This is a genomic window from Pseudarthrobacter sp. B907, from assembly GCF_040137805.1.
In the GTDB taxonomy this organism is placed as follows: domain Bacteria; phylum Actinomycetota; class Actinomycetes; order Actinomycetales; family Micrococcaceae; genus Arthrobacter.
The window spans coordinates 1-26,313 of sequence record NZ_JBEEQE010000007.1 but is presented as its reverse complement, the minus strand read 5'-3'; the positions used below and the strand labels follow the sequence as shown (position 1 = coordinate 26,313).

Sequence of the window (26,313 nt, the reverse complement as noted above, 5' to 3'; positions counted from 1 at the left end):
TGCTTGTTTCAGATCGCATCAGGTTGGTGCGTCTGCTCGGTTCGTGCGTCCTTGTTAGGCGTTGGTGCTCATCTTGCGGCGGGCGGCGTACGCTCCGCCGGCTGCCAGGACGAGCCCGCCGCCGGCTGCCAACAGACCCAGATCAGGGCCGGCCGGTGCGGGGGTGGTGATGCCCGTGCCCGGCGCTCCGGCGGGCATGGCCTTGACCGGACCGCACAGGGCCGGTGAGGTAGCTGCCAGCGGCAGGGACGGAACGAGGTCGCTCGGGGCCTTCTGCGCTGCGTCGGACAGGGTTGCCGGGTCCAGTCCGTGGACGACGACCACGCCGGTGCCGGCCTTGAGCGCCTCAGAGGTCTTTGCGTCCACGGTGAACGTGCGGGTGTAGGTGTAGGAGGCGCCCGAAGGAGCAACTTTCAAGTCGGTCCCTGCCGCGGGGCTGGTATCCCCGGTGGTGGACAGGGTCGTGCCGATCCCGCCGTAGAACGGGGCGCCCTCGGTGGTGCTGATCACCCCGTCCTTGTTCGTGTCAGCAGAAACATCGGGGCAGGTGCCCTTCGCGCCGATGTGGATGTGCTGCACGTGCGGGTAGGGGTTGCCGTTGAATGTGGCAGCCAGGCCAGAAACCTTCTCGGTGACCGTGGCCTGGTCCCCGTGCAGGGTGAGCATAAACGTACCCGAGGCGTTGCTGCCATTGATTGAGGCAAGGTTCGCCTGGTATGTGGTGCTGTCGGCGTCGTGGGCGAACGCGGGGCTGGTGGAGAGTGCGAGGGCGCCCAGGGCCAGGGCCGGGGCGATCAGGAAAGCGGATTTCTTCATGACTGGTTTCCTCCGGTGAGAACGAGCGTTCCCGCTGTGGGCACGCAATGCTACGTGACACATGATACACATGTGATTCGGGGCAATAGCCGTTACGGATGGGGACGGGCTCGGAAAGACCTGGGAATTCCCATGGCAGCCCGCCGGAATCAGCTCCGGTACCTGATTGCACACGCACGTTGAGTCCCGGCCGGAGCCCGGAGGAATCTTTCTTCGGCGACGCCGACGCGGTAGACCTTGACGTTGGCGGCGGACCAGATTTTCTGTATATGTTCCCCCTCGCCCCGCAGATCAACCCCAAAGCCAATGCTGGCATTATGCGGGCAAAAGGCTGGCATGAATGGGGAATTCCGCCGTATGCTGGCGGGCTCTCGGGAGTGAGCTCTACCCGCAGAGGCGACTACCGGGTACTCCTCACCCTGGCCGATGAGACACATACGGTGCACGTTCAACGCGTCCATCACAGCGCAGACTGGTACCAGGCCCAGGCAGCCCTGATAACGAAGAGTCTGCTACGACGTGCTGGCCCCCTGCGCGGTGACTGTCAAATTCGTTCGACGTCCTGTACGTTGCAAGGCGACTCAATGAGCACGACAGAAAGGCCAGGCACCTGGTGGCAACCGATTACGACGAGGTCCGTTCCGACGTCAAAGAATCCCAAGCGAATTCTCTCGAGGAACTGCAGTCGGCGAACACACCCGATGCGCGCCTCGTCGTGTTGGAACTCGACGAGGCAGACGGACTGGACCGGGACGCTCCCGGGGGCGAGTTCATCGCCGAAGAGCTGATCGTCCACGTCATCCCGCAGGCCGATGACGAATTCACCTGTTGGTCCTGCTTCCTCGTCCGGCACAAGTCTCAGATCGCACTGGAAAGGGACGGCCACGCCTACTGCGCCGACTGTCAAGGCTGACCCGGCCCGGACTCCGATGAAGGGAAGCCTCATCGTCGATTCGACCGTGGAGGCTATCGACACCGAAGTTGTGCCGGTTTCCGTCCTCATGTCTCGCGCTTCCCTTCAACTGCAAGGCACTCCTCGCGCCTACGCTCGGAGGTAGAGCCATCGGTCACCCGGGCGTGCATTTGCTTGGGAGCTTCGGAACCGGACCGCAGGCCGGCTGCCGCCGTAATGGTCTCGTTCTTTTCTCGGCGCCGGACCCATCCGGGCACCGCGCTGCGTCGAAGCACTCTCAAAGCACTACGCAAGGACGTGCTATTCCCCCCGGGGTTCCGGGGTGTTTCTGCCGGTCGTTGACATTGGCGGAGACGAAAAAGTCTCTAACCGTGGACACCGGAAGTTGATCGGAGGTGGGATGGACCGCACAACCCTGAACATCGTCCCTGCCCTCCGATTGCTCCTAGTCGGCGGCCTGTTCGCCATGCTCTGGATCATTCTCGGCGCGGGCAGCGCCCACGCCGCCGCCCCGCCGCCACCCGGTGAAAGCTCTAACACCGGACTCGTCCCTTCCTTGACGGCCGCTGTGAAACCGCTCGTCACCGCGGTTCAGCCCCGGACAGAACCGGCACCACAGAGCACAACAGCGCCCGTACCGGGCCCCGCGTCGATGGCCCCGCCCTTGGGCGGCACTGCCCCGGCCGCCACTCCCGTAAGGCAGCCCACAGCACCCGTCGCCCAACTTGTCGCTGGCACTGTCCAGCCCCTCCCGGCCACGGACCTGGCCAGCGCGATCGTGGCCCCGGCCACAGCTCCCGTCGCCCAACTGGTCGCTGGCGCTGTCCAGCCGCTCCTGGCCCCGGCCACGCAACTTGTCGCTGGCACTGTTCAGCCGCTCCTGGCTCCCGTCACGAACACGTTGGACTCATCCACTCACGCGGTGACGGGGCTGATCACCGGCCCCACGCTGGTCCCGGTCAGCATCGGACCTGTCAGCGGCATCCCAGGCGGGTCGCCGGCCGTCACGGCTGCGTCCCCCGTTGCACCCGTGACGGCTAGCACTTCCCTGGGCGGCGCTGTCCGATCCACCACCGTGGAGTTCCGGCCAGCCGCGGTGAGCAGCGCGAAACCGGGCGCCTCCACCACCGTGCTTCCCCACCTGCCCACGGCTATTGCGGACGGTATCGCCCCGCGTGGTGCGGCGTCCATGGATGACGGCGGCGCGTCCCCTCAGAGCCCTGCCCGGCTTCCTGGCGGACACGTGCCCGCAACGGCGCCGGTGCCCTCACCGGTGTCGGGCAGTGCCGGCGCATCGGGGCCGACTGGCGTCGGAGCGCAGGCTGCAGCGGATCTTTCCTACCGTTTCGTCCTGCCCCTGACCGGGGGCGGGGACGGATCCCTTTTCAGCTTCGTCCTTCCCGGGTCCACAACCCAGGACCCTGGATTCTCACCGGATTGATGATGCCCGCGCCGCGCACCTAAATGCCGCGGCATATGCAGGCATACCGGCCCGTTTGGCCGGAACAAACATTCATTCCATGTGAGGAAAAACAGTCATGCATTCATTTGTCCGCAACACCCTTTGCGCCGCAGTTTTCGCCGGCGGCGTCCTCGTCCTCGGCGCCGGAGCGGCCTCAGCCGACACCGGCACCACCACCGGCGCCGGTCTCGGTATCGGCACGCAGAACCAGACCAGCACCACCTCCACGTCCTCGACGGCCAACCGCGAGAGCATCGCCTCGAACCTTGGCCTGAACCTGGGTGCGAACGCCGGTGTGGCGAGCACGATCCAGAACAACGCTACCGCCGGGAACACCGGAAGTACCGGGACCGAGCGTGGATCCGTGGCTTCCAACTTGAACCTGGGCGCTAACGCCGGTGTGGCGAGCACGATCCAGAACAACACCACGACCCGGAACACCGGAACTAGCGGGACCGAGCGTGGATCCGTGGCCTCCAACTTGAACCTGGGTGCTAACGCCGGTGTGGCGAGCACGATCCAGAACAACACCACGACCCGGAACACCGGAACTAGCGGGACCGAGCGTGGATCCGTGGCCTCCAACTTGAACCTGGGTGCTAACGCCGGTGTGGCGAGCACGATCCAGAACAACACCACGACCCGGAACACCGGAACTAGCGGGACCGAGCGTGGATCCGTGGCCTCCAACTTGAACCTGGGTGCGAACGCCGGTGTGGCGAGCACGATCCAGGACAACGCCACCACCCGGAACACCGGAACTACCGGAACCGACCGTGGTTCGTTCGCTTCGGCGTCGAACCTTGGCCGGAACCTGGGCGCCAACGCCGGTGTGGCCAGCACAATCCAGGACAACACAAACACCCGGAACACCAAAAATACCGACACCGACCGTGGTTCGTTCGCTTCGGCGTCGAACCTGAGCCTGAACCTGGGCGCTAACGCCGGTGTGGCGAGCACGATCCAGGACAACGCTACCACCCGGAACACCGGAACTACCGGAACCGACCGTGGTGCGTTCGCTTCGGCGTCGAACCTTGGCCTGACCCTGGGCGCTAACGCCGGTGTGGCCAGCACCATCCAGAACACCACGGATGAGAACAGCACCACCGGAACTGACCGTGGTTCCTTCGCCTCGGCGACGGACCTGGGCCTGAACCTGGGCGCTAACGCCGGTGTGGCCAGCACCAGCAAGAACACTACGGATGAGAACAGCACCACCGGAACCGACCGTGGTTCCTTCGCTTCGGCGGCGGACCTGGGCCTGAACCTGGGCGCTAACGCCGGTGTGGCCAGCACCAGCAAGAACACTACGGATGAGAACAGCACCACCGGAACCGACCGTGGTTCCTTCGCTTCGGCGGCGGACCTGGGCCTGAACCTGGGCGCTAACGCCGGTGTGGCCAGCACCATCCAGAACACCACGGATCAGAACGCCGGAATCATCGGCGGCTAATCCAGCCAGTCGGAGGGCCGGATGCCGTACACGGCACCCGGCCCTTTCCGTCCGACCATGGTGCCGACCCCGCCCTGGCACACGGTGAGGTGTGTCAAGGATGGGAGACAGTCGCGTTGTTTCTTTTGGGTCAGGCAGCCGCGGGAAGCGGTTGCTCGGTGGGTTGAGAGCGAGGCGAACGACGCGCCGATGGGGGCCAGACCGGCGTAGTTGCCAACGAAAAACCCACGGGACGTGGGCGCTGTCATCATGTCGGACAGCCGTCGGGAACAGCTGCTTACGCCGGCGTCCGGACCGGCGCGCCCTCGGCAGCCCTGCAGTCATCGGTCCATGGCTTGCGCATGAACTCGGGCATCCAGCAGATTTTCCCGTGGTTGCGGTCTCTGTAAGCTTGGTCATATCCACACGGGTGCCCTGATGCAGGGGCTGAGATCGGGCTGGCGCAGTCCGTGACCGTTGAACCTGTCCGGGTCATGCCGGCGAAGGAAGTAGGAAATCACCGATGAACGCTATGAATTCGCATTCGCTCGCGTATGCCCATGACACAGAACACGGCATTAGGGTCCCTGTCACGGAGATCGCTTTGGAGGATTCGCCGAACGGGGTGAAGAATCCACCTTTCACTGTCTACCGGACAGCTGGGCCTGGGAGTGATTCGGTGATCGGCCTGGAGCCTTTCCGGTCCGAATGGATTGAATCCCGGGGCGATACCGAGCCTTACGGTGGCCGGGAACGGAACCTGCTCGATGACGGCAAGTCCGCCGTTCGTAGCGGCCGGGCGTGCAATCATTCCGAACAACATTAACCACCCGGAATCCGAGCCCATGATCATCGGCAAGGCATTCCTGGTGAAGATCAACGCCAACATCGGCAACTCCGCGGTCACCAGTTCCATTGCCGAGGAGGTGGACAAACTGCAGTGGGCGGCACAGTGGGGCGCCGACACGGTGATGGACCTCTCCACTGGCGATGACATCCACACCACCCGCGAGTGGATCATCCGCAACTCACCCGTCCCGATCGGCACGGTGCCGATCTACCAGGCGCTGGAGAAAGTCAACGGCGAGGCCAACGAGCTGACGTGGGAGATCTACCGGGACACCGTGATCGAGCAGTGCGAGCAGGGCGTGGATTACATGACCGTCCACGCCGGCGTGCTGCTGCGCTACGTTCCCCTCACCGCCAACCGGGTCACCGGCATCGTCTCACGCGGCGGGTCCATCATGGCCGGCTGGTGCCTGGCACATCACCAGGAGAACTTCCTGTACACCCACTTCGACGAACTCTGCGAAATCTTCGCCAAATACGACGTCGCCTTCTCCCTCGGTGACGGCCTGCGCCCAGGCGCCACGGCCGATGCCAATGACGCCGCCCAGTTCGCCGAACTGGACACCCTCGCCGAACTGACCAAGCGGGCCTGGAAGTACGACGTCCAAGTTATGGTCGAAGGCCCCGGACACATCCCGTTCCACCTCGTACGGGAAAACGTCGAACGCCAGCAGGAGCTTTGCGACGGGGCCCCTTTCTACACCCTTGGCCCGCTGGTCACGGACATTGCACCTGGCTATGATCACATCACCTCGGCCATCGGTGCCACCGAGATCGCCCGCTACGGCACCGCCATGCTCTGCTACGTCACCCCCAAGGAACATCTAGGGCTGCCGAACAAAGACGACGTCAAGACCGGTGTGATCACCTATAAGATCGCAGCGCACGCCGCCGACCTCGCCAAGGGCCACCCCGGAGCTCACGAACGCGACGACGCCCTCTCGAAGGCCCGGTTCGAGTTCCGCTGGCGTGATCAGTTCGCGCTGTCCCTTGACCCGGACACGGCGGAGGCATTCCATGACGAGACCCTGCCAGCCGAGCCTGCGAAGACGGCGCACTTCTGTTCCATGTGCGGGCCGAAGTTCTGTTCCATGCAGATCAGCCAGGATATCCGCGACCAGTTCGGTGGCGCATCCGAGCAGGAAGTAATAGCGGGTATGAATGCCAAGAGCGCAGAGTTCCGCGAATCGGGCGGCAAGGTTTACCTGCCCGAACCCGTCCGCCTCAACCCTTAGAAATGCGAGGGTCTGCGGCTGCCGCCGCGGGCCCTCGCGTCCTGGACATGGCCGCCGAACTGGGCGCTGACTGAACAGTTGTGAGTCCGGGTGTCAGGAAAGACTCCGCATCGAGGCCAGGAAACAGCTTCTTTGCAGGCACTCCCTGGCGATTCTAAAGCGCCGATAATGGACCTTCCGTCAACCTAACGGCTCGCGTCGGCCAGGGCCAACGACGGTATGGCAGGGGCGCGGTTCACTCTAGCTTGGCGTCGCGCAGGTACTGGTAGACAGTCTCCCTGCTGATCCCGAAATCACGGGCAAGGAGGGCTTTCGGAATGCCGCTGCCGGCGCGTTCGGCCAGCTCGGCTGCCCGTTCCGGGGTGAGGGTCTTCTTCCGTCCTTTGTAGGCGCCGCGCTGCTTGGCCAGGGCGATGCCTTCCCGCTGGCGTTCCCTGATGAGGGAACGTTCGAATTCGGCGAAGGCACCCATCACGGAGAGCATGAGGTTGGCCATGGGGGAGTCCTCCCCGGTAAAGAGGCGGAGGGCCGCTTTCGTTGGTATGAAGCGATCGAGGTGAGCCGGATACCCCGCCGCCAGACTTGGCGTCACTGCTCTGACGGCGGCTTCCTGACGTAAGTGCGCAGAACAAGGTATGAGACACTTCCAGCCAAGAGTCCCCAAAAGGGAGAAACGATACCCCACGGAGAAATACCCGAAGACGTAACCACCAGCGTGATCAGTCCGGCTTCAACGGCCTCGGGAGCGCAATTGAAGCCGGACAGGGAATCGGAAAGAGAACTCTGAAGGGCTCCCACAATAGCGACCCCAGCCAAGGCAGCCATCATTTCAGTCGGAAGCGAGGAAAACAGGGCGACAGCCATCGTGCTGAACAGTCCGAAAAGGATAAAGAAAAGGCCCGCGAACACAGCTGCAACATATCGGCGCCGTATGTCGCTGTGAGCTTCTCGACCAGCACAAATTCCTGCGGCAATGGCCGCTAAGTTGATCCCATGGGCCCCTATCGGGGCCGTCAGTAACCAGGCAAGCGACGCCCCGCCTAGAACAATCCTGTCATTCACTTTATAGCCGTAGGAGTGCATGACAGCTAGCCCCGGGCCGTTTTGTCCCGCCATAGTGACGACCGTGATAGGCACTGCGATACCGAGAAAAGCCTGGAAGCTGAATGTGGGAACTGTCCATACAGGGCCCCCCAGATCAAATTCAAGAGAGGGTAAAGAGACCTGACCTGCGGATACACTCAGCCCTGCACCTACCACCAACGCCAGAAGCACAGCGTATCGCGGTAGAATCCGTCTCCCTAGGACGAACGCAGCCACCAGACCGCCGGCGACCAATGGTGACTGGACAACTGCTAATGCCACATTAAGAACAAATGGCAGTAGCACTCCGGCCAGCACTGCAGCCATAATCTGGCTTGGCACCATGGCAAGGAGCTTTCCAAAAATCCCTGTGAGGCTAAGGAATAATGACATCAACGCGGCCATGACGTACGCGCCTACGGCATCGCTGTATCCATAGTTTCCCAAGGCTGTGATCAGCAGGGCAGCGCCGGGAACAGACCAGGCAACAACTACAGGTTGACGGCTTACCAGGCTCAGCACCACGCATGTTATTCCGCTAACTATGGAAATTGCCCAGACCCAAGATTGCGTTAGGTCGGAACTGAGTCCGGCGCTTTCGGCGGCTTGGAGTACTACGAGCATCGGCCCCGAATAGGCGACAGCCACAGTCACAAACCCCGCAATCACCGCTGAAAGGGACATATCGGCGCGAATGCCGAAGTGAACGGACTCAGCGCTGCTTTCAGTCATCTTTGCCATGCTTTCCTCCTCTGGATCGCTTCGTCGCCTCTTTGATGGTCACGGTTAGTTGGCATACTGAAGGTCAGCGACAAGAGGGAAAGGAAGCACCGGCGGACTCCCAGGCAATACACTGATGCCCGAGGTCCGCCGGCGGGATTTGGCAATTCAGACACCGGCGGCGACTGCTGCTCCGACTGGGGTTGAAGAGGTAAATAGCGAATCGAGGCGAGGCTTCACGAGTTCCACAAAGTTACGTATGCCCCGAGAAGTCGTGTCGTGGTCCATGAAACCCGCCTGCCCATGGAGGATTAGATGACCGAAACCTCCTACGCGGTCATGGAATTCCTCGATTTGTGCCGTGACCGTGCTCGGGCTTCCTGCGAACATGATGCCTGACTCCAACAGCTGATCCATGGTCATGGTAGCCAGGTCAAAGGCTGATTTGCCGCCCTGCAGTGCCGCTGCGCGGACGAAATACGGCGTGTAGCCCGGGGGCAGAATGAACTGCGGAGGAACTTTGTTGGACCGGAGGTACCACATCAGCTGTTCTGCACCCTCCATCCCTTCGTCGTCCGTACGCCCGACGTATGTCATGGCGCAATAGGCGAGCCGGTCCACTGGGACTTCGCCTTTCCCACTTTCTGCCCACCGCGTCCGGTAGGCGTCAAAAACCTTTTTGGTGCCTTCGTGCCCGGTCAGGAAGGTTGCCAGGACGTAGTCGTTGTCCGCGATCCGGGGAACGGAAGTTGGCGACATGCCGGTGACCCAGATGGGAGGGCGCGGCTGAGTGTAGGGGCGTGGCCAGATGTTGACCTGGCGGTGCTGGAAGTGCTCGCCTTCCCAGTTGAACGGCCCGTCGTGGGTTTCCCACGCGGCCTTGATCAAATCAATTGCTTCCCACATACGTTCGTTCATGCGCACAGGGGAAGAATTGGTGGCTGACACTTCGTAGGGAACGCCGCGGACAAAGCCTACTTCCAGGCGTCCCCGGCTCAGCAGGTCGACCAAAGCCATTTCCTCGGCGACACGAATTGGGTCTTTTCTGTTGGACACCGGATTTCCGAGAACCAATATTTTTGCATTTTTGGTGACCTGAGAAAGTGCCGCCGCTACGACTGGGGCGGCAGCGTCCATACACGTTGCCGTGCCATGGTGCTCATTGACCATGATGTTGAGGCCGGCTTCGTCCGCGACCTTCCAGTCCTCAATGTAGCGCGCCCAGAGGTCGGCCGCTTTGGCCGGGTCGATGACCGAGTTTGGCATGGTGACCCGGATTGAGTCGTACGAGTCTTCCGGTGGAAGGTCAGGGTAGGGCGTCTCGCTGAAGTGCCAATATTCCATGTTGTCTGTCCTTTGTCGGGAGTCGTCTTAGCCGCGGATGAGTTCGGCGATGTCTATGGGCCGGTCGATCTGTGCGCAGTGTCCGGCGTCAGCAACCAGCTCAAAGGATGATCTGGGGATGTAGTCTGCGAAGGCCTGAGCGTAGTCCGGGCCGACGATTCCGTCCTGCTCACCTCGGACGACCGTGCAGGGAATTGAGATTCGGCTGAGCCAGTGCTTAAGTCGAGGATTATGCATGTATGGCTCCCACGCATATGTGGCCAGTGCTTCCTCGTTCCGCGCGAGAAGGAGCACGTCTTCTGGATCGGCAGACTTCAGATCCCTGAATGGGTTCTTGTCGGAAGCAGCAAATCGGGCGGCATCCACCAGATCGCGGGCTGTGGCAAACACATCCAGAATTTCCCGTTCTGTGGGGGCACCGACCTTGATTCCTACGGGATTGACAAGCGTCAACCGCCCCAGACGTGAACTGTCCCTGATGGCGAGTTCAGCGCCAACCCATGCCCCGAACTGCAAGCCCACGAGGTGGACGTCCCGCAGGTCGAACTGATCAAGCAGATTGAGATAGGTGTAGGCCAAGTCCTCCACACTGCGGAACCATGTGGGCATGGGCGACAGGCCGAAGCCGGGGTGCGTTGGGACGTAGACAGTGTGGTCGAGCGCCAGAACGTCTACCAGCTCATGGTTTGCCTCTGATCCTTCGGCCCCATGAAGGAGCAGGACTGGCGGGCCGGACCCGACCACCTTTAGATCCATGATGATGTCGGGGGAGAGGAGGGTACCGGTGAGATGGTTCACCAGTGTGAGAGGCTTGAGCGCGTGAGACATGGGGTTCCTTTGCAGGCTTGAAACTGATGGATGCTGACGTGGCGGGTCACGTGCTCTGGTGGGCACGGCACGTCAAAATGTCAGGAGACGTGTGTCCTGACATTTGCCGGAAGTTCTTCCCGGCCCGTTTCCCGAAGGCGTAGAACAAACAGGAGGCTGATAGCGCCGGCAGCTGCCACATACCAGCCCGGCGCCAGAGTGTTGCCCGTGCGTTCGATGAGCAAGGTTGCAACGAACGGTGCAGTGCCGCTGAAAAGGGCCGTACTCACTGCGTATGCGATGCCAAACCCGGACACACGGACCTCTGTTGGGAACAGCTCGGCAAATGCTGCCGGGGTCACGCCGCAGAATATTGCCACCGGAATCCACATCACCATCTGCCCCACATATACCGCCGCCATCGAACCCGTCAGGACGATCATCAAACCAAGAAGCGGGAGAACTATGCAGGACACACACGCAATAATGAGCAGGGGCTTGCGCCCGACGCGGTCCGAGAGCCATCCGAAAACAGGGATCAGCAGGGCCCCGAACAATGTCGCCACCACAACGGACAGGGTGGCCGGCACCGTCTCGATACGAATCACCGTCCGCAGGTAGGACAGCATGAAAGACACAACGGTGTACGTACTGATGGCGAAGGCTATGACGATGCCCATGACAATCAGCATGTTCCTTCCGTGTGATCGTACAACGGTCCTGAGCGGAGATCGTTCTATGGCAGTTTCGTCCCTGAGGTTGTTGAATTCCGGCGTCTCGTCGATCTTCAAACGCATGTACGTACCAACCAGGAGGAGCGGGAAGCTCAGCAGGAACGGGACTCTCCAACCCCACGCAGCCATGTCGGCCGAGGAAAGAATGACGGAGAAGACCAGCACGACGCTGCCTCCGATCGCCATCCCCAAGATGGAGGAGAAGTACGCGAGAGAACCGAAGAGCCCGCGTCGGCCAGCCGGGGCATGCTCCACCAGGAAGGAGGTCGAGGCACCGTATTCGCCCCCGACTGAAAATCCTTGGAAAAGCCTGGCCACAGTCAGCAGAACGGCGGCGAGCATCCCCACTTGGGCGTGCGTCGGAATGAGCCCGAGCAGGACCGTGGCAACCCCCATCACCGTTACGGAAACGATGAGTGCTTTCTTTCGGCCGGTCCTGTCGGCCAGCCAGCCGAAGAAGACAGCTCCAACGGGACGCATGATGAACCCGACGGCGAGCACAGCAAACGTGGAAAGTATGGAGGTGAGCGGGTCGCGGCTCGGGAAGAACAATTGTGAGATGACGGGTGTCAAATAGGCGTAGACGGCGAAGTCGTACCATTCGAGAGTATTGCCCAGGGTGGCCGCGAGAATGGCTCGCCTGGATCCGCTGGCTGAGTGGGAGGGCTTTGGGATCACACCCATAGTGGATTCCGTGGTCATGGAGTCACCTTTTCTTCCTTGAAAACGTGCTGGGGCTGAGTTGGGGATGGGGAGTCTAACCGTGGGGGGAGGCTGCGCCGCCCTCAACATTAGGTACGCGGCTGGCCGCTGACTGTGATTAGAGTCACGCACCGTGGTGAGAATTGTTGAAAAGTGGATTCGGGCAGGGGGAGAACAAAGGCCGTGCCGATGACGGCACTCGCGCAGATTTCTTGCGTGATTCGGACGCCTTGCTCGCGGGACCTCAGACCCCGCGGCCCAAATCGGTCAGTTGTTCCCGGTCCGTGATCAGAATGCCCGAGGCACGGCGCTCAACGATTCCGTCCTCGCGAAGCGTCCTAAGGGCGCGTGCCACCACTTCGCGGACTGATCCGATTGCTTCTGCAATGCTGTGCTGGTCCGCCTGAACGACCAGGCCCTCAGGAGTGTCCACGGCCAAATCGAGCATGTGCCGGCTGACGCGCTGGAGTACGGATCCAAAGACATTCTCCGTCAGCAACTCGATCACCTCGAAAAGGACCGCCGTAACTTCTTTCAGAAGCAATCCCGCCAGCTCCGGGCTGGTCTTCAATTGCCTTTGTATCATCGCAACGTTGAGCAGGATTACCTCGCACTCAGTGACTGCTTCAGCACCCACTGGCGAGATGCTTGCCAGCATGGAGGGCAGTCCGATGACCTGTCCCGGCCCGGCATAACGGAGCGTGACCTGCCGTCCGTCCTGGGATGATGCCTGGACCCGTGCTCGGCCCTTGTGGATTAAAGCGAATCGAGCCGCTCGGAATGCAGCGTAGATTGTATTTCCCGCCGGGACGGTGACCACGAACGCGTCCGCGAGTAAGGTGTCGCGTAAGTCGTCCGGAAGTTGGCTCAGATAGCTGAGATTCCAGGCGGAGAGGGCCGCGGGATCTATTCCCCCTTCAAGCGGCGTCTTTGCCACGTGCTGTGCTCCTTGCGGTTAGGGTTGCGACCGGTTTGCGTAGGCGATCTCAGGTCCGTCGAAGGAGGACGGATCACGATTGATATTCCTCCGGGAGAAATTCACTACGTCTTTCACAAACCGGTCCGGAAATTCGATGTTGGGCATGTGCCCGCAATTCTCGTAGGTTAGCAGTTCACCTGACGGTATGCGCCGCGAGATTTCCGTGGCGTAGTCCGGCAGCCGGAGTGGATCCTCGGCACCGGCCACGACCAGGGTAGGGCAGCGGACGTCCTCATACCGCGTCCGATCTTCCTTGCCGAACTCTCCGCCACGATGCGGAGGTCCCGGCGGATTGAGGCGGGCAGCCGCCGCGCACTGCCAAGCACCGGGGACCAGGCTCAGTTCATGCCTCCAAACCACAAAATCCTCGTCTTCAGTCCATTTTCGGTCATGAAGCAGGACCCCGAGAATCCGGCGCATGCCTTCTTTCGTCAGGTCATATTCCTGGATCACTCGGCGAGCTTCGTTGTCAGGGACAAAGCCACCCCCGCTTACTACAACGGCTGCGGCAGCCTCAAATGCTGTGTTCCCGTTCGCCAGCTCCTGAACGAGGTAGGTTCCGCCCATGGAGTTTCCAACGATGACGGGCGGTTCGGAGAGACGAAGATTATGAATGAACTGACCCATGTGCTGAAGACGGCGTCCTCTGGGATTTACAAAATCGACAATCTTGTCGCTTTGTCCAAAGCCCAGCCAATCCGGGGCATAGACATGGAATCCCGCCGAGGCGAGCAAGGAAATTGTCGTGCTCCAAGAGGATTCGGCGCATCCGCCGTATTCGCCAGAGTGAAGCAGGACCATGGGGTACCCACCTTCGCCGGCTTCCAGATAATGCGTCTTCAGTCCAATGGTTTCACTGAACCGCGAGTGGAATTGCGTCACTTTCACTCCTTGGTCTGCTCAGGTCCTGATGCTCCACGTGCCCCTGCAAAGAGGTCTGGTCGCTGGAAAGCCAACCATGGCTCTTGGCGTATGAGACCATGCCGTCGAAGCCGATCCAGAATGTGGCCCCTTGACCTGCAAGCTGGCTCTTTAGCCATGGAATTGAAACCCAGGCATTGCCGCCAAGCAATACACCGACACCGGCCGTTGCCATGGCGTCTCTCGCGGCCTCAGGCGATAGCCTGGGGTCCACAACGACTTTGAAGTCACTAAACCTGTCGACATCGGTCAGGACGCAGCTGGTCTCGCCAACACTTCCGATTTCAACCTTCACGCGCACAGGCCTTCCACAGAACCGAGCGTAGTGCCACGGTGGAAGACCAGCGGGCGACGATCACCGCGTTCGAGGGCTTCCACCCGGCCGATTGCTATTTCGTGGTCCCCTCCGTCAAAGACATCAACGAGCCTGCATGCCAAATGGCCCACCGATCCGTTGAGAATAGGCAAGCCGTCTTCCGTGCGGTAGTCCACGCCGGCAAACTTGTCTGCTCCAGACCTTGCGAAGGCACCCGAGAGTTCGCTCTGATCTGCCGAAAGGATGTTGACGACGAAGCGGCCAGTTTCGCGTAGATGGGCCCAGGTCGACGACTTCTTCGCAGGGCAGAAAAGGATCAAGGGCGGCTCGAGGGACAAGGAGCTGAAAGAGTTCACGGCCATGCCCACGGGGTTCCCGAAACTATCTGTTCCCGTCACAATCGACACACCCGTAACCCAATCGCCACAGGCGTTGCGAAGTTGTCTCGGATCAACGGTGGTGCGTACTGAGGGTGCGATAGTCATTTGAAGTCTCCTAAGAACGATTGACAGCGACTGGTGCTCTTCATTCTGGGCGACCGCCTAGGCCGGGTCTGTGACTTTCGCTACATGCCAGTGGAAGCCGGATCACTTGGATCACAGGGACCTTGAAGCTGCACAGCGGCGGCCGTGTGGGACTCCAGGATTTAGATCCATTTGGGTGCTGTCGGCACATGGTCGAGTGCTGCGCCGTCCTGCTTGGCGGTGACTCCGCCGTTGCCCCGCCCTGCTGCCCATTCGACGACGGCAGGCAACGGTCCGGAGACCACCGTGGGGGTGGCCGCCGCGATGTCCCCGAGCGTTAGGTCGCGGCCCGTCACTTTGACCACGAGCCCCTCATCCGTGCCGCGGGTCTGCCAGGCGCCGGTGATGTCTGTCAGTAGCCGTGCCAGGACGGGTACCGGGATGTCGGCGAAGGTGGCGCCGTTGTCCAGGTCGAGGGCGTGGATCCAGACTTCGCGGGTGCGCATCCAGACCGTTTCGGCGGCCGTGACCACCCGGCCCTGCGCGGTTTTGACCTCGTTGTGCCACGCCTGGGTGGGCAGGTCGCGCCATTCGACGGACAGATGTACCGCTGAGTGATCGAAAAGGTGCCGCAGCGCGATGGGGGAGAGCGTCGCCCCGAAGTTGATTTCCTGGTTGCGAGCCTCGGGCGAGGCATACATCGGCGTTTCCACGCCACTGGCTGCCCATTCAACAAGCCGTGCGATGGCGCGGGCGTTGTAGCCGATATGTGCCACCAGGTGCCGGCGGGTCCAGCCGGGAAGCAGTGAGGGCCCGTCGAGGTCGTCGACGGAGAGCTCGTTGAGTTTCCTGGCGAAGAACGCGGTCCCGCGGCGGGCCTGGAGCAGCGCTTCGAGCAGGCCCGGGTCGGTGGCCTGGTCGTGGCGGGCTACCATCAGGCTTCCTTGACCACGCGGTTTGTCAGCTGGCCGAGGCCTTCGATGGTGGTGACCAGGACCTGGCCTTCCTGCAGGTAGCGCTTGGGGTCCTGGGCGTGGCCCACTCCGCCGGGGGTGCCGGTGGCGATGACGTCTCCCGGGTTCAGGGTGATGATGGTGGAGATGTAGGAGACCAGGAATTCCGGGGTGAACACCAGATCCCCGGTGGCGGTGCTCTGCTGCACCTCGCCGTCCACGGCGGAGGTCAAGAGCGGCCCGGCGGTGAATTCGTCCTTGGTGACCAGGGCGGGGCCGAACGGGGTGGACTTTTCCCAGGTTTTGCCCTGCAGCCACTGGATGGTGCGGAACTGGTAGTCACGCATGGACACGTCGTTCAGGACGGCGTAGCCGGCGATGTGCTCGGCGGCGTCGGCTTCGCTGATCCGGCGGCCCTGCTTGCCGATGACCACGGCGAGTTCGGCTTCCCAGTCCACCGCATCGGATTCCTGCGGCAGGGCCAAGTCGTCGTTGGGCCCGATCAGGGACTCGGCGTACTTGGCGAACAGGGTGGGGTGCTCGGGGACTTCCCGGCCCATTTCCTTGATGTGGTTGCGGTAGTTGTGGCCCACGCAGATGATCTTCTCGGGGGAGGGTACGACGGCGGCGAGGTCGGCGCCGTCGAGCGCGTGCGTTGCGCCGCTGGCCGCCGCAGCCGTGGTTTCCCAGGCGGGGTCCTGCAGGAGGGCGCCGACGTCGGCGAACCCGGGGATCTCGGTGAGGGTGTCGCCGTCCTGGCGCACCGCCACGGTGCCCTTGGTTCCAGTGCCGTTTTCGGTGCGGAGGGTGAGGAGTCTCATTACTTGGTGCGTCCTTCGATGTAGGTGCGGTTGAAGTTCAGGCGTTCGAAGATGGGGGCGTCGCTGAAGCGGAAGAGGTCGAACTCCGTGCCGGCTTCCAGGGACCATTCCTGCCACGACGGGACGACGAACAGGTCGCCCTTTGCCAGATGTTTGGTTTCGCCGTTGAGCACCACGGTGCCGGTGCCTTCGAAGACCTGCCAGACGCTGGAGCCCACCTCGCGGACAGCTTCGGTGGCGGTGCCGGCGCGGAGTCGGTGGAACTCGGCGCGGATGGTGGGCATCACGTCCCCGCCGGTGGTGGGGTTGGTGTAGCGGACCGCGGCGTGGCCCTGGGCGACGGTCGCTGGGTGGCCTTCGTCCTCCAGCAGGAGCTGTTCGCGGAGCGCGGCGTCGGTGTACTTCCAGCGGTAGGCGGCGATGGGGGAGTTGGTGGTGTTCTCCAGGCTGGAGAGGGGGCGCAGGCCGGGGTGGGCCCAGAGCCGTTCGGAGCGGGAGATGTCCGGGGTGGCTTCGTCGGTGACGCGTTCGGTGCCGAACTCGAAGAACCCGGCGTCCGCGTAATGCACAAACGGGATATCCAGGCCATCAATCCACGCCATCGGCTCATCGGTGTCGTTGTGATGGCCGTGGAAGTTCCAGCCCGGCGTCAGCAGGAAATCCCCGCGGGACATCCGCACCGGATCCCCGTTCACCACGGTCCACACGCCCTCGCCCTCCACCACGAAGCGGAACGCGTTCTGCGAGTGGCGGTGCTCCGGAGCCGTCTCCCGGCCGCCCAAATACTGGATCGCCGCCCACAGCGTAGGTGTGGCGTATGGGGTGCCGGCCAGGCCGGGGTTCGCCAGGGCAATGGCCCGCCGTTCTCCGCCGCGGCCCACCGGCACCAAGTCACCGGCACGGGCAGCCAGCGGATACAAATCATCCCAGCGCCACACATGCGGCACCGCCTTCGGCGACGGGACCATTGGCATCAGATCCCCAATCTCCGTCCACAACGGAACCAGGTTTTCCTTGTCGAAGTCGCGGTACAGCTGCTCAAGCTGGGCCGCTTCCTCCGGTGTCGGCTCCGGAACGACCACCCCGGCCGCAACAGACTCATGCGTAATGTTTTCCATCATCGTCTTCCTTTCACTTCGCCGGGGAGGTGGGAGCCAGACGCTCGGCGATGTCGGCGCGAAGGTCCTTTTTGTTGATCTTTCCGACTTTTGTAGTGGGCAGCTCATCAACCACCACCAGGTGCTCGGGGATCTTGAATGCGGCCACTCCGGTCCGGCGCAGCAGGTCCTGGATCTGTTCCAGAGTTACTTCTGTTCCTGGTTTGACGGTGATGTAGAGGCAAAGCTTTTCGCCCAGCACCGGATCAGGCATTGCGATGGCGGCCGCCATGGTGACGTCCTCAATCCGGTAAACCAGGCTTTCAATTTCCTCCGCGGAGATTTTTTCTCCGCCGCGGTTGATCATGTCCTTGTCGCGTCCCTGGACTATCAGATTTCCGTCCGGGCGGCGCTCCACGATGTCCCCGCTGGCATACCAGCCATCGGGGGTGAACGCCCGGGCGTTGGCCTCCGGCGCGCGGTAGTAGCCGCGAGGGGTGTAGGGGCCGCGCGTGAGGATGGATCCAGCAGTCCCCTCGGGCAAGTCATTGCCTGCCTCATCCACAATACGAATTTCGTCAGCCTCGGATACAGGACGGCCCTGCGTGGTGCAGATAACGTCCTCGGGGTCGTCCAGGCGGGTGGTGTTGATGAGCCCCTCTGCCATGCCAAAGACCTGCTGCAAGGTTGCACCCAGCACGGGCTTAACCTTGTATGCGATCTCGTCCGGGAGTCTGGAACCGCCAACTTGGATGACCTGCAGGCTCGCCAGCTCGTTGCCGCCCATTTCCTCTTGGTGTTCAATCCAGCGCTGCGCCACTGCGGGGACTGTGGTGGACAGTGTGACGCCTTCCCGTTCAATGGCGGCAAAGGCTTTGCGTGGCTCGGGGCTGGGCAGCATGATCACTCGGCCACCGGCGAACAGGATGCCCAGAATCCCCGGGCAGGCGAGGGGAAAGTTATGGCTCGCCGGCAGAGTACCGAGGTATACGGTGTCCTCAGTAACGGCCGTTGGCAGGGACGTCGCCTTGATGTTGTACGCGTAATCGTTATGGGTGCGGGTAATGAGCTTGGGAAGCCCGGTGGTGCCCCCTGAGAGCAGGAACAGAGCCGGTGAATCCGGAGATGGCGCCGATGCATCCAGACGGGCCCGGGCTCCGGAAGCGTCCGTCCCGGGGGCAAGGATCTCTTCCAGGCGAATGTTGAGGGGGTTCGCGGCGCCGGATACGAGGATCAGCTCAAGCGACGGAATTGAAGAAGCGAGTTCCTCGGCCAGGGCCTGGTGGTCGAAATCCTTGATCACGTCGGGTACTGCGATGGCGCGGGACTCGGAGAGTTCTGTCAGGAAGGACAGTTCGTATTTCCGGTGCGCAGGCAACGCCATGACAGGGATGATGCCTGCACGGAAACAAGCCAGCGTGAGTATGGTGAACTGCCATCCGTTAGGCAGCTGGAGCATGATTCGGTCATCTGCCTTGAGTCCGAGCTGGAGGAGGCGCTCGGCTGCGGCGTCCATCCGGTTGGCAAGCGCGGAATAAGTGATGCGGACATCGCCCTCTACCAACGCCACCTTGTCGGGCAAACGGTCGGCGGTGTCCAGGACGTAGCTGCCCAGGGCCCGGTCCTCCCAGTAGCCCTTCCGGCGGAATTCTGCAGCGAGTTCTGCTGGCCAGGGGACAGTGCCTTCACTGGTGTGGCTGGTCATTGGATGTCCTCCTCGACATTGATAACTACTGCGTCCAACGCAAAGAGCCCGTTGTGGGTCAGGCGGAGGGGATTGATTTCGATTTCAGCGACAGCCTCGTTGGAGACGAGTGCATCGCCGAGTCTGACCAAGAGGCCGGCCAGTTCAGACGTATCCAGCATCGGGCCGGAACGGAAGCCATACAAGAGTTCGCGTGCCTGCAGCTCGGCGGGCATGCTTTCGGCTGCCCGCAGTGCAAGCGGCGCGGTTCGTATGGAGATGTCCGCGAAGACCTCGGCCGCGGTGCCGCCCAGCCCCAGAACCACGATCGGTCCGAAGGCGGGATCGCGTCGGACGCCCACGACAAGGTCGACGCCGGACGGCGCCATCGCCTCTACCAGGAACTCCCGGGCGCCGGCGGCCTCGAGACGTGCCAGGGCCCGGTCCATGTCTTCCGCGGTCTTGACGCCAAGGTGTACGCCACCGATTTCCGTTTTGTGCAGGACGGTTGCGTCGAGCAGCTTCACTGCTACGGGACCGCCGAGCTCCGCCAGCGCCGCTTGGGCAGCGCCACGGGTGCTGCATACGCGCCGTTCGGGCGTGGAAATGCCAAGTGCACCGAGAAGTTCCTTGGAGCGGTTCTCATCCCACGGGCCTTCCACATCCGGCCAGGCTGTGGTGCCCCTAGCAGCTTGGGCCCTCTGGAATTGACCCCGGGCATCGTTCACCAAGGCGGCGATACCGTGGGCCAACGAGGTCGGCCCTGAAATCAGTGGAAGGTCGTGCTGTCGCGCAGACTTGCGGGCTCGCTCCAGGTCACCGTCGGGGCCGTCCACGCCGATCAGGAACGGCATCGTCTCCGCTGCGCCCGAATTAGCTACGGCCAGCGGGAGGTCGGTCACCGGTTCTGTCAGGCCGTAAAGCGCCACGAGGTCGATTGCCGGGTCCTGTGACACGGCGGCCACGATTTGCTCATAGCCGGGCCCGGGACGGCCGGTGTCTACCGGATTTGCCTGGAAAGTCAGCGGCGGGAGCAACGTGCCGATGGTGTCTTGGCTGCTCTGCGTGAGTCGCGGAAGCGCCACACCAGCGTTGTGCAGGGCATCGGCGATCAACAGGCCCGGTCCGGCCTGGCCGGTGATGAGGCCTACTCCGGGGTCCGCGGCAGGTTTCAGCCGGCGGCCGGCCAGGGCGGTCACTGCGGCAACCAGTTGGTTCTCGTCATCGACGATTACCGCACCCGCCTGCTGGAGTACCGATCGTGTGGTGCGCCAGGAGGTAGCCAAGGCGCCGGTGTGTGATTGGGCGAATTCGGACACATCGTTTCGGCCGACGACCAATGCAACGACGGGCTTGACCGCGCTCAGGCGTGAGACGGCGTCCACGAGGGCAGGTCCGTCCGAAACAGTTTCCAGATGCAGGGCAACTGCCTTGGTCTGATCATCGCTGATGAGGTAGTCCAGCACATCCGGTGCCGTGATGTCAGTTCCTGCTCCGATGCCGGCGGCAAGGCTGACCCCTGCTCCGGAGCGCTGCAGATGAAATGCCAGTACGTGATTAACTCCGCCGCTGGCTGCGACAACCGCTACCGAACCCGGCTCCAGTTCAGCGACACCCGGGACGAAGCTGGCGCGGAGGTTGCGGTGGGGAACGAAGAACCCGGAAGTGTTGGGGCCCAGCAGCCTGATGCCGGTTTCCCGCACAGCGGACTCTACCTGGGACGCGAATTCGATGCCGGGACCGCCGGCTTCTGCGAAACCGCCTGCGCAGACCAACGCTGCTTTGGCGCCGTTCGCGGCGCTGTCCCGCAGAGCCTGTGCCGTGGCAGCGGCGGGAACACAGAGCACGGCGAGATCGGGGCCCCCGGGAATTGCTGCAGCAGCCTCGGCGATGCTGGTGTGCATGCCGTTCTCGCCGCGGCTGTTGACCAGTTCCACTGGCGCCGGGTAGCTGGACAGTGACTGCGCCATGACGGCGCCGAGCTTTTCGGGGCTGGATGATGCCCCGACCACGATGATGCCGCGAGGGGCAAAAAGAGAGGACAGGCTATGCATGGGGAGCCTCCACGGTGGCTGCAGCAACGGCGTCCGCACGGCCGGAAAGTACCAGGGTCAGGTTCGACGCCGGACCCCGGTCATCGACAATGACGCTGGTGAGGCCGCGGTCCAGGCGGACTTGTTCCGAAAGCAGGATCCGGGTAAAGGGGTTTCCGCCCTGGATCACCACAGCGGCTGCTTCGGCGGGGATTTGCTGGAAGGCATCTTTCAGGCCTTCTTCGTGGTCCGGTGCCGTGAGCAGCAGGCCGGTGCTTGCATCGGCCTGTGCCGGGTCGGTCACCAGGGTGAGGCTAGCGCCGTCGTTCTGCAACTCGACCTTGCCGCTTTGGTGAGTCAGGGAGAGCACACGGCCGCTGAACCGGGCAGGACCGGCAGAGAACGGAGTTTCCAGGGGGGCTTTTCCGTGGCGAGTGAGCCAGTCCCGTTCTGCGGATTCAACCAGTTCGGGATCCCGCAGGCGGATCTTGTCGATGTTGATGCTGCGGGAGAAGAAGTGGAAAGTGAACTGGGTGGGCTCGAAGGAGTCGTAATACCTGCCGAAGTGTTCCCACCAGCTCAGTCCGCCGCGGGCCTGGTTCTGGATTTTGGCGACCTGGTGCTGGCGTTCGGCTTCGTAATTCGTGAACGCAGTCTCGAGGTCGTCCTGGTGCGCAGTTACTTCACGGACCAGCGTGATGGCGTCTTCCATGGCCATCTTGGTGCCGGAGCCAACGGAGAAGTGTGCCGTGTGGACGGCATCGCCCAGCAGAACGACGTTGCCCTTGTGCCAGGAACGGGAGCGACGGGTCCGGAAGTTCGCCCAGCGCGAGCTGTTTGCCACGAGTGGCTGGCCGGCGATGTCCTCAGCGAACAGCTTTTCCAGGAACCGCTGCGTCTTCAGGTCAGAAGGTCCGGGGGGCTGGCTGACATCGAACTCGTCGAGTCCGGCTTTGCGCCAGGTCTCCTCGTCGGTTTCAACGATGAAGGTGCTCAGGTTCTCGCTGATCGGGTAACCATGGACCGCGAAGTTGCCGAATTCGCTCTTGCGGTGGAGAAAGGTCATACCCTTGAAAATGTGCGTGGTGCCAAACCAGATGAACTTGGCGGTGGCGGTTTCCTCCGTGTGGCCAAGGCTCTCGCCCAGCTGTTCGCGGGTAGATGAGTTGGCGCCGTCGGCCCCGACGATCAGGTCGAAGCCGTCAAGCTGGGACAGGTCCGGCACGTACTGTCCGAACCGCATGTCGACGCCGGCTTCCGCGGCGCGTTCCTGCATCAGCTGCAGGAGCGTCTTCCGATAAATGGCTGCCATGCCGTTTCCGGAGAACGACTTTTTTTCACCTTTGAGCCAGACCTCAATGTCGTCCCAATGCGTCCCGTGGTCGCGGAGTCCGTCCCGGACCACAGGGTCCGCGTCATTGATCCGGGTCAGGGTCGCATCCGAGAAGACCACACCGAAGCCAAAGGCATCGGTGGCCTGGTTGCGTTCGAACAGCACAACCTCGGCGTTCGGAACGGTCTGCTTGAACAAGGTTGAGAAGAACAGTCCGCCAGGACCGCCGCCAATGCAGGCTACGCGAAGTGCCATCGATGCCACCTTCTAGGGATTGGGAATCATTGAGAGAGGTCTCGGAATCCATTATGAAACCAATCCATGTAAGGCGTCAAGATTGTGTTACATATCAGGCGGTTCTAAGTTCCTTCGCAACCGCTGCACCGGGCCCGACCGGCTCCCCGAGGATGCTGGATGCGTAGTCAGTGGCCGCCGGACCCAGCTGGCGGTGAGCGGCGCCGAAAAGACCGTACGCCGCACCGCTTGGCCAGTCCTGGGGCTGTAAATCCTTGGGCAGGTACGGGTCGCGGAAGAGGAATCGGCGGAAGTCGCCGATGATGCGCATGCGTTCAATGAGAGCGGTCCGGCCATCCTTGGCGGCGTTGGCGGACTCATTGTCCAGAGCGGCGTAGGTCCGGATGAAGTACGCATAATCCTTTCCGAGCTGTTCCAAATCCCAGCATCGCGCGGCGAGGTCCCTGTCCTCCCGCAGGTCTCCGGTTCCGCACCAGAGGGCGTCGACTTTTGCCTGGGGGTTCTCATCGGCAATCTGACGCACCTCTGCCATGAGGTTGTGGGGACTGAGCCAGGTGGAGGGCGAGAGTTGCCCAAAGCCATGCCATGCGAGCTGCTTGCGCAATTGCTCACGGACGGCCCGTTCGGATTCGGGGACCTGGTAAATGGCCATCGTCCATTTGCCATCCCATTCCTCATCGCGACGTTGAAAAATTCGCTCGCGTCCCTCATCAAGTATTTCCAACATGTGCGGGGTGAGGGAGTAGACCGTCTCCCTGCCGACGCGCCGGGTCGTGAACCACCCTTCCTTGCGCAGCCTTGACAGGTTGACGCGCACGGTAGCGGCCTCGATGTCAAAGACAGCGAGCAGTGCGGTGATGTCCGCAAGTTTTACCTCGCTGCCCGCGTACCGGAGATAGTCACCGAAAAGGTCAAGGATGAGCGCTCTGGGTTTCCACTGCACGGGACCCCTCCAAATCTGTAGGCCGCCCCCATTGGGGCCAGCTTGAGCGATGTGCAACAAGTATAAGTACGAGCAACACGCTTCCGTTACGTCCGGCGACCCGGGCATCCAAGTACATGCAACACACCTATTGACGGACAACGACTTAATGTTACATTTGGGTCTGGGTCAGCCCACAACAGCTCTCCAGAACTTCTGGATCGGCAGCTACGCCCTCGCCGGGATGTTCATTGGGGCCATCCTCATCGGTTACCTCACGGACATCGTCGGGCGCCGGAAGATCATGATGGTATCCATCGCCTCCTTCTCCCTCCTGATGCTGCTGACCGCGTGGGCGCCGACTCCGGAACTGTTCGGACTTTTCCGTTTCCTGGCAGGCCTGGGCCTGGGCGGCGTAATTCCCACGGCCATCGCTTTGACAGTCGAATTCTCGAAATCGAACCGCCGCAACTTCAACAACGCCCTCATGTTCTCCGGATACGCCGTGGGCGGCATCCTCGCCGCCCTGCTCTCGCTGGCTTTCCTGTCCTCCCTGGGATTCCAGGGAATGCTTGCCCTCGGAGGCATCCCCCTGGTTGCAGTCGTCCCGCTGCTCTTCAAGTTTCTTCCGGAGTCCCCGGCGTACCTCGCAGCGAAAGGCGACCGGGAGGGCGCACAGCGGATCATCTCCAATTACGGCCTTGACCAACTCCCGCCCGCCCGGGTTGAAGGAGACGCCCCGGAAAAGGGCAGGTTCCGCACACTTCTGACCGGACGGCTGCTTGGGGCCCATGATCCTCTTCTGCCTCGCCGGCATCTGCGGCCAGACGCTGGTCTACGGCCTGAACACCTGGCTTCCCCAGCTGATGGTCATCGCCAAATACTCCCTGGCCTCGTCCCTGACCTTCCTTCTGACGGTGAACATCGGAGCCGCCGTGGGCGTCCTTGTCTCCTCCCGCCTGGCCGACAAATTCGGCCCCCGCAAGGTCACGGCCACCGCGTTCGCATGTTCAGGTGTAGCACTCGTGCTCATGGGAACCGGGATAATGCCCCTACCCGCCATGTACTTCCTGGTCGGCGTAGTTGGCTTCGGCTCCGTGGGAGCCCAGATCCTCGTCAACGGGTTCGTAGCGACATACTTCTCCGGAGCTACACGGGCAACAGCCTTGGGAATCACACTGGGAATCGGGCGCGTCGGCGCTGTTCTCGCCATCTCAGGCGGCGGAGTGCTGGTCGCGGCGAACTTGGGTAACTTCATCAACGCGACCAACTCAACACCCGCTCACTGCCGCGCTTCACCGAGTTACGGCACCACGTCTACGAACAAATTCAGCTCGCCAAACGAGGACACCGACCGGCCGTAGCCGAAAGCGTCTAAGCCGCGACCACCGGTGACATGACCCTTTTTGCTGGCACCCACCGCCAATTTTCGAAAGCCGATGTTGGATCTTTCGTCAGTCTGAGCCGGGGGAGAGGCTCCCAGATGGCACATCTTTCCTGGAAGTTCGGCTAACGCGGCTTGTATACGTCGGATCGGTGTTCGATGCGGTGGACGTACAGGATGTGCTCTCCGACGTGGAAGGTGAACAACACCCTGTAGTCACCGCGGCGTGCGGTGCGCAAGCCGAAGAGCTCGTTCGTCAACGGTTTACTCAGTCGGTAAGGGTTATCGGCGAGGACGCCAGTGACGAATTCGACGATCGCTGCCGCTGCCTTCTCCGGCAACCGCCGAAAACCCTTCAACGCAGGGCTGGTAACTTCGACCTTCCACGGCCCATGACTGGCGGTATCTGCCTCAGTCACCGCGGCGGCAGCCCGAACTCACGCCGGAGATCATCACCGCTGGTCGTATTGCCGTCCGCAATGTCGCGCCGGGCCTGGTCCAGATCTTCGCGAATGCCAGGCCGCGAAAGCCAATGAATTGTTTCCTGCAGCGACTCAAGGTCGTCCGCGGACATCAGCACGGCCGACGGGTGCCCGTGGCGGGTGATCTGGATGATCTCGTGGGTCTTGTCAGCTTCCTCCACCAAGGCGGAAAGCTTGTCCTTGGCTTCGCTGAGCGGTACCGTTCTCATGGCATGACACTAGCCGAAAATCAGGCTACTTACTAGCCCGACTTTTAGCCGATAATGGATATTCTGTCGAGCTTTATACTATGCTCGGGCAGGCTCGCTTGGTGACCCACTGTCATCTGGGAGGAAGTCCGGGACACGGTACTCTCCTGAGCTACTCGGGCGTCCTCAACCGGGGCAGCGTCTGCCACACGTTTACCCCACGGAAATGATGAAATACGGTGACATGTCACGGACTTTTAACGTGGCGAAAAACGGCTAGATTCCGCGGATTATCAACACAACGCAAGCCTTTGGCAAGCAATGAAATACACTGTCCTCTGAGAAGAGGTCAGGAGTTCGAATCTCCTTAGCTCCACAAAG

The 26,313-nt window shown here is 62.1% G+C and carries 20 protein-coding genes, 5 pseudogenes and 1 riboswitch; of the genes and pseudogenes, 6 read left to right on the top strand and 19 right to left on the bottom strand.

Annotated features, from left to right (window positions below):
• Positions 1-54: 54 nt before the first annotated feature.
• The gene (locus tag ABLI39_RS07865; protein ID WP_349412890.1) at positions 55-816 is read right to left on the bottom strand and encodes a hypothetical protein; all 762 of its coding nucleotides are present in this window, start codon (positions 814-816) and stop codon (positions 55-57) included.
• 613 nt (positions 817-1,429) lie between these two features.
• Here ABLI39_RS07865 and ABLI39_RS07860 point away from each other — a divergent pair.
• From ABLI39_RS07860 to thiC, 3 genes and pseudogenes are all read left to right on the top strand, one after another.
• Positions 1,430-1,729, top strand: a complete 300-nt coding sequence (locus tag ABLI39_RS07860; RefSeq protein WP_349412889.1) for a DUF4193 domain-containing protein — start codon at positions 1,430-1,432, stop codon at positions 1,727-1,729.
• Positions 1,730-3,267: 1,538 nt separating this feature from the next.
• The gene (locus ABLI39_RS07855) at positions 3,268-4,647 is read left to right on the top strand and encodes a hypothetical protein (protein WP_349412888.1); all 1,380 of its coding nucleotides are present in this window, start codon (positions 3,268-3,270) and stop codon (positions 4,645-4,647) included.
• Between the two features lie 395 nt (positions 4,648-5,042).
• A riboswitch (TPP riboswitch) is annotated at positions 5,043-5,152 on the top strand.
• Positions 5,150-6,710: pseudogene (gene thiC, locus ABLI39_RS07850) on the top strand (phosphomethylpyrimidine synthase ThiC). It overlaps the preceding riboswitch by 3 nt.
• A gap of 235 nt (positions 6,711-6,945) precedes the next feature.
• On the opposite strand, the pseudogene ABLI39_RS07845 reads toward thiC, so the two are convergent.
• From ABLI39_RS07845 to ABLI39_RS07770, 16 genes and pseudogenes are all read right to left on the bottom strand, one after another.
• Positions 6,946-7,230 (bottom strand): annotated as a pseudogene (locus ABLI39_RS07845) (helix-turn-helix domain-containing protein); the annotation flags it as partial.
• 68 nt (positions 7,231-7,298) lie between these two features.
• Positions 7,299-8,534, bottom strand: coding sequence for a benzoate/H(+) symporter BenE family transporter (locus ABLI39_RS07840; protein WP_349412887.1), 1,236 nt, complete (start codon positions 8,532-8,534; stop codon positions 7,299-7,301).
• Positions 8,535-8,681: 147 nt separating this feature from the next.
• The gene (locus tag ABLI39_RS07835; protein WP_349412886.1) at positions 8,682-9,857 is read right to left on the bottom strand and encodes an LLM class flavin-dependent oxidoreductase; all 1,176 of its coding nucleotides are present in this window, start codon (positions 9,855-9,857) and stop codon (positions 8,682-8,684) included.
• 27 nt (positions 9,858-9,884) lie between these two features.
• Positions 9,885-10,685: an alpha/beta fold hydrolase gene (locus ABLI39_RS07830; RefSeq protein WP_349412885.1), complete on the bottom strand. Its 801-nt coding sequence runs from the start codon at positions 10,683-10,685 to the stop codon at positions 9,885-9,887.
• Between the two features lie 80 nt (positions 10,686-10,765).
• On the bottom strand, positions 10,766-12,100 hold the full coding sequence (locus ABLI39_RS07825) for an MFS transporter (RefSeq protein ID WP_349412884.1): 1,335 nt from the start codon (positions 12,098-12,100) through the stop codon (positions 10,766-10,768).
• Between the two features lie 244 nt (positions 12,101-12,344).
• Positions 12,345-13,037 carry a Crp/Fnr family transcriptional regulator gene (locus ABLI39_RS07820; protein WP_349412883.1) on the bottom strand — a complete coding sequence of 231 codons (693 nt, stop codon included), beginning with the start codon at positions 13,035-13,037 and terminating at the stop codon, positions 12,345-12,347.
• Positions 13,038-13,055: 18 nt separating this feature from the next.
• Positions 13,056-13,961 (bottom strand): alpha/beta fold hydrolase, encoded by a 906-nt coding sequence (locus tag ABLI39_RS07815; protein WP_349412882.1) that lies wholly within the window; start codon positions 13,959-13,961, stop codon positions 13,056-13,058.
• On the bottom strand, positions 13,933-14,295 hold the full coding sequence (locus ABLI39_RS07810) for a hypothetical protein (protein ID WP_349412881.1): 363 nt from the start codon (positions 14,293-14,295) through the stop codon (positions 13,933-13,935). The genes ABLI39_RS07815 and ABLI39_RS07810 overlap by 29 nt, the downstream gene beginning before the upstream one ends.
• Positions 14,292-14,801, bottom strand: a complete 510-nt coding sequence (locus tag ABLI39_RS07805) for a flavin reductase family protein (protein ID WP_349412880.1) — start codon at positions 14,799-14,801, stop codon at positions 14,292-14,294. Before ABLI39_RS07805 ends, ABLI39_RS07810 begins: the two co-directional genes overlap by 4 nt.
• 161 nt (positions 14,802-14,962) lie before the next feature.
• Positions 14,963-15,715 carry a maleylpyruvate isomerase family mycothiol-dependent enzyme gene (locus ABLI39_RS07800; RefSeq protein WP_349412879.1) on the bottom strand — a complete coding sequence of 251 codons (753 nt, stop codon included), beginning with the start codon at positions 15,713-15,715 and terminating at the stop codon, positions 14,963-14,965.
• Positions 15,715-16,554 carry a fumarylacetoacetate hydrolase family protein gene (locus tag ABLI39_RS07795; protein WP_349412878.1) on the bottom strand — a complete coding sequence of 280 codons (840 nt, stop codon included), beginning with the start codon at positions 16,552-16,554 and terminating at the stop codon, positions 15,715-15,717. The genes ABLI39_RS07800 and ABLI39_RS07795 overlap by 1 nt, the downstream gene beginning before the upstream one ends.
• Positions 16,554-17,675, bottom strand: a complete 1,122-nt coding sequence (locus ABLI39_RS07790) for a cupin domain-containing protein (RefSeq protein WP_349412877.1) — start codon at positions 17,673-17,675, stop codon at positions 16,554-16,556. Before ABLI39_RS07790 ends, ABLI39_RS07795 begins: the two co-directional genes overlap by 1 nt.
• A 10-nt stretch (positions 17,676-17,685) precedes the next feature.
• On the bottom strand, positions 17,686-19,356 hold the full coding sequence (locus tag ABLI39_RS07785) for a (2,3-dihydroxybenzoyl)adenylate synthase (protein ID WP_349412876.1): 1,671 nt from the start codon (positions 19,354-19,356) through the stop codon (positions 17,686-17,688).
• Complete coding sequence (locus ABLI39_RS07780; RefSeq protein WP_349413021.1) at positions 19,353-21,389, bottom strand: acetate--CoA ligase family protein; 2,037 nt, start codon at positions 21,387-21,389, stop codon at positions 19,353-19,355. The genes ABLI39_RS07785 and ABLI39_RS07780 overlap by 4 nt, the downstream gene beginning before the upstream one ends.
• Complete coding sequence (locus ABLI39_RS07775; protein WP_349412875.1) at positions 21,382-22,956, bottom strand: FAD-dependent monooxygenase; 1,575 nt, start codon at positions 22,954-22,956, stop codon at positions 21,382-21,384. The genes ABLI39_RS07780 and ABLI39_RS07775 overlap by 8 nt, the downstream gene beginning before the upstream one ends.
• A 94-nt stretch (positions 22,957-23,050) precedes the next feature.
• Positions 23,051-23,899, bottom strand: coding sequence for a PaaX family transcriptional regulator (locus ABLI39_RS07770; RefSeq protein WP_349412874.1), 849 nt, complete (start codon positions 23,897-23,899; stop codon positions 23,051-23,053).
• Positions 23,900-23,948: 49 nt separating this feature from the next.
• Between ABLI39_RS07770 and ABLI39_RS17415 the strand changes: the two are divergent.
• The 3 pseudogenes from ABLI39_RS17415 to ABLI39_RS07755 all read left to right on the top strand — a co-directional run.
• Positions 23,949-24,515, top strand: a pseudogene (locus tag ABLI39_RS17415) (MFS transporter); the annotation flags it as partial.
• A 154-nt stretch (positions 24,516-24,669) separates the two neighbouring features.
• Positions 24,670-25,059, top strand: a pseudogene (locus tag ABLI39_RS07760) (MFS transporter); the annotation flags it as partial.
• Between the two features lie 77 nt (positions 25,060-25,136).
• Positions 25,137-25,256, top strand: a pseudogene (locus ABLI39_RS07755) (ABC transporter ATP-binding protein); the annotation flags it as partial.
• A gap of 131 nt (positions 25,257-25,387) precedes the next feature.
• Here the strand turns inward: ABLI39_RS07755 and ABLI39_RS07750 are convergent.
• Positions 25,388-25,681, bottom strand: coding sequence for a type II toxin-antitoxin system RelE family toxin (locus ABLI39_RS07750; RefSeq protein WP_349412872.1), 294 nt, complete (start codon positions 25,679-25,681; stop codon positions 25,388-25,390).
• Complete coding sequence (locus tag ABLI39_RS07745) at positions 25,678-25,953, bottom strand: type II toxin-antitoxin system Phd/YefM family antitoxin (RefSeq protein ID WP_349412871.1); 276 nt, start codon at positions 25,951-25,953, stop codon at positions 25,678-25,680. The genes ABLI39_RS07750 and ABLI39_RS07745 overlap by 4 nt, the downstream gene beginning before the upstream one ends.
• Positions 25,954-26,313: the final 360 nt, after the last annotated feature.